Below are 13,047 nucleotides of genomic sequence, written 5' to 3' on the forward strand. Positions count from 1 at the left end.
AACAGGAAAACACGATCTTCTTATCAGATGAAGATAGTGTTTACTATTTTATACACTTTCGCAGCTCCCATCTATTTTGCACTTGGGTACGCAACGTACGGACATGATTGGTTCTACAGCATCTATATCATTTAATCTCAAAATACCACCGAGATCAAGGTTTATAGGGGTTATCTGGTCTTAAAGGGCCAATTTCCATATATTTTAGCACGATCTTTTCTTCTTGCTTCTCTGCCTGGTTTAACTCTTTACTATCTTTAACCACTTGGACAGGCGGTTCTTTATCGTCTTTATATATAGGGATCAATTCAAATTCGGGTTTAAAGGTTTTCTTTTTGATGTTAACTGGTGCAGTGATATAGTAGTCTTTGTATGTATCAAGAACGACCTTTATTTCCTTGTGATCATCAATAATATAAAATCGTTCTTGATTTCTTGCTACAATTAAGCCGTTTGACATAGAAGATACACAGGCGAATACAAGGACAATGATGATAAATAAAGCAATACTAACAGGGCTCTCCTGAAGCTCTTCGGCTTTTTTATCATACCTTCCCAACCTATTTGCACGACGGATCAATATAGTAGCAAGACAAAGAAGGACGATAAATAAAAACAACGTACTTTTTCCAGTTATATCAAAATTAGTTATTACCGCAAAAAAAGGAAATGCAATCCAAAAGACATACTTCATCAAGCGATCTTTAGTGAAAAACCATACAAACAATATAATCAGATAAAACAATACAATTAACAAATTCAAACCTGGTTTTAATAGCGTAAGCAACGAAAAATCCATATAATACAGCGGAATAACCAAATAATTCTTGAAACCTACTTGATAACAAAAAGTAATCACATACCAAGAGATAATAAACCCACCAATTAATAACTCCACCCCGATCAACTGCTGCCACCATGTCCAACCTAGAAACCCGTTTCCATTCTCTTGCTGATTCATTTGCTGGCTCCCGAATCTCCCTGCATTCCTTGCAGCTTGTGCCATTTGTCGTTGCCTCATTCTTCTTTTTCTCGCCGCTGGATAAAACATACCCTTCTCCCTTTCATTTTTATATCAGAATACTATGAAATTAATAATAAGAAAGCAACCCACACCCTCGCCCTCAACCCTCTTTTCTGGTCAGCTGGTATCTAGGGTGTGTCTGGCAAATCAAGTTGGTGGGGAAAAGCGACGGAAAAACCTTTTCTTGAGGAGCGCCTCGCCACGCGTGAAGCGAATGAGAAAATGGTTTTGCAGTCGCTGGCCTATTCATCAGACACACCCAAATCAGGATACCTTGCTTCTCGTGAGAACTCCAAATAGGATGAACAATCACCTCTCTCCTACTGTTTCCCCTTCCTCATTGTGCAATATTGACATCAAAAAAATTGAATGTTATAAAAATAGATGCTTAGCACTCGTCACCCTCAAGTGCTAACAAATCTTTCTCACCTGCTAATTTTCTAGATTCAAAGGAGAGAATGGGCATGGAAAAGAAGCAGTTTCAAGCAGAATCAAAAAGACTGCTGGAAATGATGATCAGTTCGATTTATTCGCAGAAAGAAATCTTCTTAAGGGAGTTAATCTCCAATGCCAGCGATGCCATCGATAAGATTTATTACAAAGCGTTAACCGACCCTAAGTTGGTCTTTAATAAAGAGGATTATTATATTAAGGTGATTGCCGATAAAGAGAACCGTACACTGACCATTCGCGACACTGGGATTGGCATGACCGAGGACGAGCTGGAGAACAACCTTGGTACCATCGCGAAGAGTGGTTCTTTGGCATTTAAGAAAGAGCACAAATCCCAAGATGGACATGAATTAATCGGCCAGTTTGGCGTTGGATTCTATTCTGCTTTTATGGTGGCAGACAAGGTGACTGTGATCAGCCGGGCTCTTGGCAGCGATCATGCCTTTAAGTGGGAATCTACGGGGACAGATGGATACACAATTACGCCCTGTGAAAAAACTGAGGTCGGCACAGATATTATTCTCAAGATAAAGGAAAATACCGAAGAAGAGAACTATGATGCATTCTTAGAGACGTACCGATTACAAGAAATCATCAAAAAGTACTCTGATTTCATCCGTTACCCCATCAAAATGGACGTTACTGTCAAAAAACTCAAGGAAGGCAGCGAAAACGAATTAGTAGATGTTCAGGAAGAACAGACCATCAATAGTATGGTACCGATTTGGCGTAAGAATAAAAACGAGCTGACTCCTAAGGATTATGAGCAGTTTTATAAGGAGAAGCATTACGGTTTTGATAAACCCATCAAGTATGTACATCTCAACGTCGAGGGTACGGTGACATATCAGGCAATCTTGTTTATCCCTGAAACCATCCCCTTTAACTATTATACAAAGGAATACGAAAAAGGGCTGGAACTGTATTCCAACGGTGTATTAATCATGAATAAATGCGCTGACCTGCTTCCTGACCACTTCAGCTTTGTCAAAGGGATGGTCGATTCCGACAGCTTATCGCTGAACATTTCTCGTGAGATGCTACAGCATGACAGGCAATTAAAGCTGATCGCCAAAAATATTGCGCGTAAAATCAAGAGTCAATTGCAAAGCATGCTAAAGGATGAAAGGGAAAAGTATGAGCAGTTTTATAAATCCTTTGGCAGACAATTGAAATACGGCGTTTATAGCGATTTTGGTGCCAACAAAGAAACGCTGCAGGATTTGTTGCTGTTCTACTCCTCTAAAGAAAAGAAACTCGTCACGCTGGACGAATATGTATCGAGAATGCCAGAAGATCAGAAATACATTTATTACGCCACCGGTGAATCCATCGAACGAATTGAAAAGCTTCCGCAAACCGAAATCGTCGCTGACAAAGGCTACGAAATCCTATACTTTACCGATGATATCGACGAGTTTGCTATTAAAATGATGATGAGTTACAAGGACAAGCCCTTCAAGAATGTATCGAGTGGCGATCTGGGAATCGAAGCTGAAGAACAAGAGACTGATCAAGAAAAGCAGGAAAACCAGGAGCTATTTGATTACATGAAAAACCAATTATCGGGTAAAGTGACGAATGTAAAAGCTTCTAAGCGCCTTAAAAACCACCCCGTCTGTCTGTCTTCAGAAGGTGAAATTACCATCGAGATGGAGAAAATATTAAACGCCCAGCCTAACAACCCGAATGTAAAAGCAAATAAGGTCTTGGAGATTAACATCCACCACGAGGTTTTCCAAACGCTAAAGCATGCGTTTGAAAAGGATAAGGATAAGCTAAACCTGTATACCAACCTGCTTTACAATCAAGCGCTCCTAATCGAAGGATTGCCGATTGAAGACCCTGTCCAATTTACAAACGACATATGCAAAATCATGGTTTAATAAACTGATTTTGTAGCACATAAAGCTCCCCATCTGATAACGGGGAGCTTCCTTCATCATGCTCTCACAGGTTTCTACCCATTCTTACTTTCCGCATTGCTTAAATCTCCATCCGTGAAGTCAGCCGGAATGCATTCACGCCGTCACCTTTTTTCTCCCCAAACGATTCGCCCCGATCACTCCGGCGATGATCAGTGCCGAACCGATGAGATGGTGCACCGTGATTTCTTCTCCCAGAAATATGGCTCCAGCGATAATGGAGACGACGGTCCCTAGATTGGCGAAAACACTCATTCTTGAAGCTTCTATTTTTGACAAGGCGTAGTTTGCAGTCAGCGCTGTGACAAGTGAGGACAATACACCCAAGTAGAGAATGGAAACAACAAAGGAACCACTGGTAAGCGGGGCTAAAAGGAGGTCAAGCGTGCCGGCGGCCACATGAGTGGTGATTGAAACCGCCGAAAAAGAGACGAATCCGATTCCCAGCATCACATAACTGATTTCTGTCGGGCTGTAAACCCGCAAAAGCGACCGGACTAATACGCTGTAACCGGCAAAAGCCAAGCTCGACATGACCAATAAGAAAATCCCGGTGAAATTCGAGAAATCGAAGTCTGTTCCCTTCATAACGAAGATTAACACAACGCCAGATACCGACAGGAAGATCGATACCTTCTGAAAGAGTGTTGTCACTTCCTTCAAAAAAACGGAGGCCAGTACCATGGTCACGATCGGTGTAAAGGCGTACAAAATACCTCCTTCGGCTGACGAAGCGTGTTGCAATCCAAACGCTTGAAAGAGAAAGAATCCAACTGGGTACATGGTTGCCAGCAACAACAATGCTAAAAGCTTGCCGCGGAACTTAAATTTCACCCAGCCGAAAGCAACAGGAATTGACATCACCACAAACGAAACAGCAAACCGGTGCGTCAACGTGTCAACCGGGTTGGCGTGTTCAAGCGCCACTTTGGTGAACAAAAACGAAAAACCGATAATCACCGCATTCAACACGGCACATAAGTAAGCGAGTTTCAATCCGCTTTCGCTTTTCATCGTAGCTTCTCCCTTCTATAGGTCGGCGGAATCATTTAGTAAATGAATCATCCGTTATATAAAAAGTATGGTAAATGGCCATTCCAAACAATGTCATATTGGCAAAACTGTATCGATACAGTTGATTCGGTCAAGATATAATAATCAGTGAAAAGCAGGATCTGCCAACTCCGGAGGGAGCATCGTGAAAAAATATTTGTCTATTCTTTCCGATATAGAACAAAAAATCATGGAAGGAGAATACCGTCCGGGCCAAAAGCTACCTTCCGTCCGCAAGGCGGCGAAGTCGTACGGATGTAGCATCAGTACAGTCACCCGGGCATACGCAGAACTAGAAAAACGGCACGCGATTTATTCCATCGCGCAAAGCGGTTACTATGTAGTCGGACAGTCAGATGTTTCAAGCGACACCGCGAGCGACCTGATCGATTTCGCTTCGGCGTCACCTGATTTCACTGTGTTTCCGTATCTCGATTTCCAGCATTGTTTAAATAAAGCGATCGATATTTACAAATACCACCTGTTTACATACGGCAATTCAAAAGGGCTGGAAAAGCTACGCCATACGCTTGTCTCCCATTTGGCAGACAGCCAAGTGTTCACTCATGTAGAAAATATCTCCGTCACTACGGGCATCCAGCAGGCGTTGGAAATTTTGGCGAAGATGCCGTTTCCTAACGGGAATTCGGTCATCTTGGTCGAACAGCCAAGTTACAATCTGTATCTGCATTTCCTAGAGGCAGAGGGCATACCCGTTTGCGGAATACGACGCACTGCGACAGGGATAGATTTGCGGGAATTAGAGGAGAAATTCAAAAGCGGCAACATCAAATTTTTCTACACCATGTCGAGATTTCATAATCCACTAGGTACCTCATTTAGCACGGAGGAAAGAAAAACCATCGCCAGTTTGGCTGACAAATACAACGTATTCGTTGTCGAGGACGATTACATGGCTGACTTGGGCCAAGAACGGAGCTTCGACCCAATCTACGCGTACAGCCGAACGTCGCGCGTCATTTATTTGAAAAGCTTTTCAAAAATCATTTTCCCAGGTTTACGACTGGGAGCGGCTGTGATCCCAGAGCAATTGTTAGATATGTTCTACACTTACAAAAATTACACCGATACCTCGCTTTTGTCCCAGGCGGCGCTAGAAGTATACATCAAAAGCGGCATGTACGAGCGACATAAGCACAAAATTTCCAAGCAATATGCGACGCGAATACAGTTGCTGAATGAAGCGGTACGGCGGCACAATGATGCGGGATTGATTGAAGTGTCGGACGTCAGATATGGGGTCTATGTGCAATTTAAACTACCGATCACGGTTAATCTCGAACGTCTGACACAACGGCTTGCGGCACGGAAGATCAAAGTGGTATCCAGCAAAGGATTTTATTTGTCGGATTACTTGGAGCGAGAAAAGTTTTTGCGGATCAGCATTTCTCGGGTACAACCGGAGAAAATCGATGAGGGGGTCAAAGCGATCATTGAGGCAGTAAAGCGGGAAAGCTGGTAAAACCTCTGCACCACTCAGGACGCTTAAGTAGATTAAAGAGCAAGGAGTCATTGCCCCTTGCTCTTGTGATTTTTACTTCATGTATTTACTTCGATCTGCCCTTAATGCATTTAACATCTTTACTTTTTCCATGATTAATGAAAACAATGGAGAGTCCGATCCAATGCCTGTATAAAGAGCAATGGTTTCAGCCAGCCCTTTTTCTTTGATGTCTTTCTGAATTTGGACGGCTTCCTCATCGTATTCGTAATTAAACTGGAATGCCGCAGCAATGCCAATGCACAAATGCTCAGGAGTTACACCCAAGTTTAACAATTGAACAGCAGGGCCGACTAAACGGTCGTTGGGTCCCAGCTTTCTTATCGGTGACCGGCCGATTCTCGTCACCACATCAGAAAGATAGGGATTAGAAAAGCGGTTCATAATCTTTTCAATATATCTTTCTTGTTGTTCTGAGCTAAAGTGATATTTGGTTGTTAGCAGGTGGCTGGTTTCCATAAGCGCTTGCTTGGTTGTGTTTTGGATAAATTCATCTCGCAGGGCCGCAGCAATCGCCTTATACCCAAAATAATATCCAAGATAAGCAGCCGTTGCATGACCGGTGTTTACCGTGTATAGTTTGCGCTCGATATATGGCTCTAGGTTTGGGACATAGTCAACTCCCTCAATCGGAGGGACTTCTCCTACCATGTTGGCCCGTTCAACCACCCATTCAAAGAAAGGCTCAACAGCAACACGAAGTTTGTCTTCATGCTTTTGCAATGGAACGATTCGGTCTACGGCCGCATTCGGAAAACCAACAAGTTCATCCACTTTTCTTTGATCTGCTTCGCTTAAATGCTGATAGACGTATTCTTTTAGCATAGAACTTCCGCCTATCGCATTTTCGCAAGCGATGATGTTAAGCGGTTGTACATTTTTATTGACTCGTTCTGCCAGTCCTTTTGCGATGGTTGGCGCAATCAATTTTAACACATTGGGACCGACCGCCGTTGTCACCAGATTTGCGTCCAGCATTTCTGCTACTACGGCGTTTGCATCTTGCCCGTTGATGGCTCTAACTCCACTCACATGAATTTGTTCATTCCCGGCATCAGCAATTTCTACTGTATATTCTTGTCTCCGATTGATTTCATCCACCAACTCCGAAACCACATCAACAAAGCAAACTTCATATCCGGCACGGCTCAATAAGGCGCCGATAAATCCTCTGCCGATATTTCCTGCCCCGAAATGTAATGCCTTCACCTTACATTCCTCCTTCCAAAAGGGCAATCAATTCTTCGGCAGATTTGGCTTGAATTAATTTCTTCACGTTTTCTTCGTCAGCGCAGATGATAGCGAGATTGGATAGTATCTCCAGATGCTCATCACCCACCGCAGCGATGCCGATCACCAGATAAGCTGTATTGCCATTTCCGAAATCGACTCCGTCGGGAATTTGCACAATCGAGATGCCAGTGGAGCGAATCCATTGTTTGGCATCGTTTGTCCCATGAGGAATGGCTACCCCATTTCCAATATAGGTTGTCAGGTCTTCTTCCCGCTCAATCATTTTGCCGATATATTCTTCAGAGACATGATTTTCTTTAACCAACAGTTTTCCAGCTAACTCAATCGCTTCTCGTTTCGTCTCCACTTTTTGGTTTAAAATGATTTTATCTTTAGATAAGATCCCCATTAAACTCACTCCTTGATGTTCATTTTTTCTGAGCAAAATCGATACAGGTGTTGCACAAAATATTGCCTGATTTGAGACTCATCATGGGATTCAAGAACCCGGTTGGTTTCCGCTTCAATTAACAATGCGCTGATTTCACTTAAAACGGCTATCACCTCATTCGGGATCGACACCGGACTCAACAATAGAAGAATCTTATCGATCTCAATCGTTCCTTCATCCATCGATTTGATTGGAATCGGCTCACTCAGGACATGCATGGTAAAAGAGGGTTGGGTCACCTGATCACTTCGACAGTGAAACAGCCCCAGTTTGGCGTCAGGGACCCCAAGACCCCCTTGTTTCTCTCTTTCAAGCAGCTGGTGAACAACTGGTTCACTTTGAATAATGACACCTTTGCTCACCAGTGTTTCACATGCTTTAGAAAGAATTTCTTTTTTGCTCAGGCTTTGATTCTCTATTTGTAATAAACAAAAGTTCTTCATCAAATCAATGGCATGGCCAAGTAAAGAGTGTAATGATTCAAGTTGTTGCAAGCTATTTGGCTGGGATGTTTGCTGGGTTTTCCCGCTCGTTACAGGTTCATACTCCCTTAAAAACGAATAGATCTTTTCAATCTCTTTATCTGTCAGCATCGGGCTCACTCTGATATATTCCTCAGGTTTTTTGGATGGAATGGGAATCGTGGATACGATAAAGTCGTATTCACTCTCATCGATGTTGTTCAGCTCAAACACCGATACATTCCGTCGCACTTGAATCTCGGGAATGGAGTTTGCCAGACGGCTGGCCAACATTTTCGAAGAACCAATCCCACTTGCACATACGATCAGTACACGAAAACGCTTTTTGACCCGCGATGCTCTTTCCAAAGAGGAGCCGATATGCATAACCAAATATCCGATTTCTTCATCTGGCACCTGCAATCGAGGGAAAATTTCTTTCGCTGCTTGCTTAACGATTTGGAATAAATCAGGGTAATCCTTTTTGATGATATCGAGCATCGGATTACGAATCTTCATATTTCTCTTCATTCTGTGAATTGCCGGTTCCAGGTGGGTGATGAGATCATGAAGCAATGAACGATCTTCACTTAGATTTACTCCCACCTTTTCTTCACAAAAATGAATGAGATTCTTGGCAATCGCAATTAATTCGGCGTTGGCATCTTCCGGCGATCCGATTTGCGAAAGCCTTAGTTTGGCCCCTCTTAAATGCATGGTGACAAAGCCGATTTCATCCACTGGAATGGGAAGGCCAAAAGAAGATTCTAGTTGCGCCACAATCTGTTTAGCAACTTGATATTCAGGTGTGCCTTCAAGTTCTTTCAAATAATCGGGATCGATTTTGATTTTCTCTCCTTTGGTTATCCGTTCAATCACCAAAGAAAGATGGATGACAAGTCCAATAAAGGCGCTGTCTGCCAAGGGATACGAAAGAAGTTCGCTTATGTTGCGCAATGTGTTTTCGATAGCGATCAGCTTTTCTTTGGGAATCAGGTTGAGCAATCTTTCTGATGCAGTATCCGTTGTTGTAACGGGCTTATTTTGAATGTTTTCTTTCAATAGCTCCATGAGTTGCGACTCGTTTAGATTCTCAAAGATCAACGCGCTGATCGCTTTTCTTTTCGATGCTTCAGCACCAGTGATTTCAATCCCATATCCCCGCCTTCTGACCAATTCAAGATTGAACTGCTTGATCCAATCGTTGAGATGATCGAGATCATGGCTGATTGTGGCGGGCGTCACTTTTAAATCATAAGCCAACGATATGATTTTCACCGGCTCTTTGGCTTCTAATAGGGTGCATAAAATGACGGTTTTTCTTTCTGCTGGCGTGTATTCAATGGGAGTGATCTCGGACAATGCTTGCTTCAGTTCATTCAACTTCTCTTTATTCCCTTGAATGATCAGCCCTGTTCCGGCCTTTTTCTTCAGTTTTAATCCATGACTTGTTATCAGCTTCTCCAGCTCATCCAGTTCCCGGTGAACCGTACGGGAACTGACTTGCACTTCTTCCGCGATTTTCCCGATCGTCACACCATCAAGCTCTCTTAGCAAGATTTCAAGAATATGGCGCTGTCTAGAGGAAATATTCATAATCCCTTACCCCGATTTATACAAAGAGATAAATTACTGGCATGATGCAAGTGTTTTATCCTTTATTTTGCTCACTAAGCCGTTTGGTCAATTCATCATACTTCGGGTTATTTAAGAAATTATCGACCGAGATGTGCTCAGCATGTGGAGCTTTGGCTTTGGCGCGATCGGTTAACGTCATTTGCGTTACCACAATATCTGCATCTTCCGGAATATCATTAATAGCAGTATTCGTCACTTCCACAGAGACATTGGCGTCCTTGAATTTTTTTCGCAGAATAGAAGCTCCCATCGCACTCGAGCCCATTCCCGCATCACAAGCAAACACAACTTTTTTAACTGAAGCACTTTCTTTCTGTTGCACAGCATTCTGTTCCACAACTTCACTTTTCTTGCCTTTCAGTTCTTGCATCTTTTCAGCGGCTTTAGCAAAATCCTCTTCATCGGCGCCCGACTTGGATTTCAGGAACACAGCGGCAACAAGGAAGGAAACAACCGTGCTCACAGCAATACCAGCCAATACCGCAAGGAGACCACCTTTAGGAGCCAGCGCGATCAAGGCAAAGATACTTCCGGGAGATGGTACAGCAACCAGGCCCGCATCCAACAGTTGGAAAATGAACACACCACTCATACCACCGGCGATTACCGACAGGATTAAGCGAGGGTTCATCAGGATATACGGAAAATAAATCTCGTGAATACCACCCAAGAAGTGAATGATGGCAGCTCCTGGAGCTGATTGTTTCACAGAGCCTTTACCGAATAACCAGTAGGCCAGCAAAATCCCCAAACCAGGTCCTGGATTCGGTTCAAGCAAGAAAAAGATGGACTTGCCAATTTCTGATGCCTCTTTTAGCCCCAAAGGACTCAGTACGCCATGGTTAATCGCGTTATTGAGGAACAATACTTTTGCTGGTTCGATAAAAATACTGGCCAAAGGCAGCAACCCAGCATGGACGATCCATTCCACACCAGCCCCCAGCAATTGGGTTGAAGTAGCCACTACAGGCCCGATAGCAACATAACCCAGAATGGTTAATATCGCACCGATAATTCCCGCCACGAAGTTATTAACCAGCATTTCAAAACCTGCGGGAATTTTCCCTTTGAACAACCCATCAACCAGCTTGATCACGACGCCACCCAGCGGGCCCATGATCATTGCGCCCAAAAACATCGGAATATCCGTACCGATGATAATCCCCATCGTAGCTAGGGCCCCCATTACACCGCCACGAACGTCGTAAACCATTTTTCCGCCCGTGTAACCGATGAGCAGCGGCAACAAATATTTGATGGTCGGCCCAACCAGCTCGGCCAATTTTTCATTGGGAATCCATCCCGTTGGAATAAATAACGCAGTAATCAGTCCCCATGCGATAAATGCCCCAATGTTAGGCATTACCATTCCGCTTAAAAACCTACCAAATTTTTGTATGCTGACACGAATGTTTGTGTTGTTTTCAGCCTGTTTTACAGATTCACCCATAACCTATCTCCTTTCTAACTTTAAATAATGTAATCATTATTCCCTTGTCCATATAGTAAAGCGGTTCCATGCCTACTTCAACAAAATGAAAACATAACTTCGTCATCCTCATTGTTGACAAAAATAAAATGACGCTCATTTTTAATCCATTTCTTCCAATGTCGAATGCTTGAATCAAGAGTTAGGAAGTGCGATGAAATACTCCACTGACCACTTGTATCAACAGGCATATGTTACCCAAAAGTGCCAATTACATTTCCAAAAGCAACACCCTCGGCTCTTGAATTACCGAGGGTGCTAATTTGCGTTATGTAATTATTTAGGCCTATTGTTGTGTGAAAAGGGATGTCGGACGGTGTTGCAAAGGAGCGAGATTGTTAAAAGCTGGTAACCGTATAAGTGCAGAACTTTGCATCACCCAAAACCAAAATCTCTTTATCAAAATAATATATGATTTACCTTATAAGCCGTTAAATATAAACTTTCAATCTAGATTACGATGCAATAAATTCAAATCTACCATAAGTATAACCTTTAATTTCCACATACTCATCCATTGAGTTCAAAACTTCATCAATGATCATATGTCCCTTCTACCCGAATTGATTGCCCGGGATACAATATTTTACATGCGCCGCTCCTTTATCATAAAAAATTACTTCAACTAAATGGCCTAAGAAATTAGGCCAACACCCTACATGATTAACTTCAACGAGGATTAACTATAATTTATTAATATTAAAACTAATTTCCACGAATCTCTTTCTATAGACAATTGAAAATCCGGTTTACCTCGTTCTATTACAATCATTTACCTACAGCACTTTGTATAGCCCTAAGCCATTCTTGTTCCCACCATGGCCCTGTGGCATCCATTACATAAATAGTTTTCTCTACAATTAATGAAAACAGCCATCGCATTCTAGACGATGACCGCCTATTTTCATCCATTTGGGAGCCTGTACCCAGATCAGGCCCTTCCTTTCTTTTAGATGCGCATTCTGCACACTCTTGTCATCTGTGTAAAAATGAGTAAATAACGTATTATATTTATCTCGTTTTTCCGCTTCCCACTCAAATATGACATCCTTTTCCTCAGATAACAATTTATTGTTAAACCCCTTTGTTTCTGAGCCAAGAAGTTGCTTGACTAATTGGTAAATAGATGCTTGTGAAGTAAAAAGCTATCCCACATCGGGCAGTTTTGTATTACATATATGTAAGATAGAGGTATCAATAAAACATTTGATGTCATCTGCATTATCTAACATAATATGCACACGTGGCTGTGTCCCACTCTGGAATCATAACTACCAAATAACCGTTTTTCAGGCGAGATGCGATTAATTATGTGGTTTTTGAATCCAGTGCGCGATACCAATATCGGAGAAGCCCTTTTAAAGTTGTCGCCCGCATCTCTACCTTCGTTTGATCCGTTCCAGTCAAAAACGTTGGCGTAATTATACGAAATGTACTTTCACATGCGGAATTTCCAACAAGGGAATAACGCTCTCCTTTTGTAATTCATGTTATTAAAAGTAATTATCTTATTTATTCTTCAACTGTTTCAATACCCGTCTTTCATTATGCGCTTTTGTACAAACTATTCTGCTTACCTTAAAAAAGAATCTCTCGAAAAAAGAGGTTCTCCTCGTTTCGGCCAAGGGTCTAATCACAAAATGAATTCAATGTAATATCAAAACAATCTCTACGATGACAACATATCATCTATCACTCTTTTAGTTACGACATCTAATCAATTGCTCTATGGTTTCGACTAAACCCACTCAGTTAATAGCATTTTCATTCTTCTTCGGCTTAATATTGAAATTATTTT

The 13,047-nt window shown here is 42.3% G+C and carries 9 protein-coding genes; 2 read left to right on the forward strand and 7 right to left on the reverse strand.

The genetic code is table 11. From position 1 onward, the window contains the following. Positions 1 to 154: 154 nt before the first annotated feature. Positions 155 to 1,051, reverse strand: coding sequence for a hypothetical protein (locus QQZ12_RS08235; RefSeq protein ID WP_102992384.1), 897 nt, complete (start codon positions 1,049 to 1,051; stop codon positions 155 to 157). 437 nt (positions 1,052 to 1,488) lie between these two features. Here QQZ12_RS08235 and htpG point away from each other — a divergent pair, with 437 nt between their 5' ends. Next, positions 1,489 to 3,363 (forward strand): molecular chaperone HtpG, encoded by a 1,875-nt coding sequence (gene htpG / locus QQZ12_RS08240; protein ID WP_102992383.1) that lies wholly within the window; start codon positions 1,489 to 1,491, stop codon positions 3,361 to 3,363. A gap of 135 nt (positions 3,364 to 3,498) precedes the next feature. Here the strand turns inward: htpG and QQZ12_RS08245 are convergent, their stop codons facing one another. Continuing rightward, a complete protein-coding gene (locus tag QQZ12_RS08245) occupies positions 3,499 to 4,416 on the reverse strand; it encodes a DMT family transporter (RefSeq protein WP_284724248.1) in 918 nt (305 codons plus the stop codon). Positions 4,417 to 4,600: 184 nt separating this feature from the next. Here QQZ12_RS08245 and QQZ12_RS08250 point away from each other — a divergent pair, with 184 nt between their 5' ends. Continuing rightward, positions 4,601 to 5,938 carry an aminotransferase-like domain-containing protein gene (locus tag QQZ12_RS08250; protein WP_284724249.1) on the forward strand — a complete coding sequence of 446 codons (1,338 nt, stop codon included), beginning with the start codon at positions 4,601 to 4,603 and terminating at the stop codon, positions 5,936 to 5,938. 72 nt (positions 5,939 to 6,010) lie between these two features. On the opposite strand, the gene QQZ12_RS08255 is transcribed toward QQZ12_RS08250, so the two are convergent. The 5 genes from QQZ12_RS08255 to cmr1 form a co-directional block, all read right to left on the reverse strand. Beyond that, positions 6,011 to 7,186, reverse strand: a complete 1,176-nt coding sequence (locus tag QQZ12_RS08255) for a mannitol-1-phosphate 5-dehydrogenase (protein ID WP_284724250.1) — start codon at positions 7,184 to 7,186, stop codon at positions 6,011 to 6,013. A gap of 1 nt (position 7,187) precedes the next feature. Then, positions 7,188 to 7,619: a PTS mannitol transporter subunit IIA gene (locus tag QQZ12_RS08260; RefSeq protein ID WP_022739006.1), complete on the reverse strand. Its 432-nt coding sequence runs from the start codon at positions 7,617 to 7,619 to the stop codon at positions 7,188 to 7,190. A 5-nt stretch (positions 7,620 to 7,624) separates the two neighbouring features. Then, a complete protein-coding gene (locus tag QQZ12_RS08265; protein ID WP_102992378.1) occupies positions 7,625 to 9,718 on the reverse strand; it encodes a BglG family transcription antiterminator in 2,094 nt (697 codons plus the stop codon). Between the two features lie 55 nt (positions 9,719 to 9,773). Continuing rightward, positions 9,774 to 11,210: a PTS mannitol transporter subunit IIBC gene (locus QQZ12_RS08270; protein WP_102992377.1), complete on the reverse strand. Its 1,437-nt coding sequence runs from the start codon at positions 11,208 to 11,210 to the stop codon at positions 9,774 to 9,776. A gap of 1,347 nt (positions 11,211 to 12,557) precedes the next feature. Then, on the reverse strand, positions 12,558 to 12,734 hold the full coding sequence (cmr1, locus tag QQZ12_RS17090) for a type III-B CRISPR module RAMP protein Cmr1 (protein WP_431606304.1): 177 nt from the start codon (positions 12,732 to 12,734) through the stop codon (positions 12,558 to 12,560). Positions 12,735 to 13,047 lie beyond the last annotated feature (313 nt).

This window comes from Laceyella tengchongensis (assembly GCF_900182735.1).
Taxonomy (GTDB): Bacteria; Bacillota; Bacilli; order Thermoactinomycetales; family Thermoactinomycetaceae; genus Laceyella; species Laceyella tengchongensis.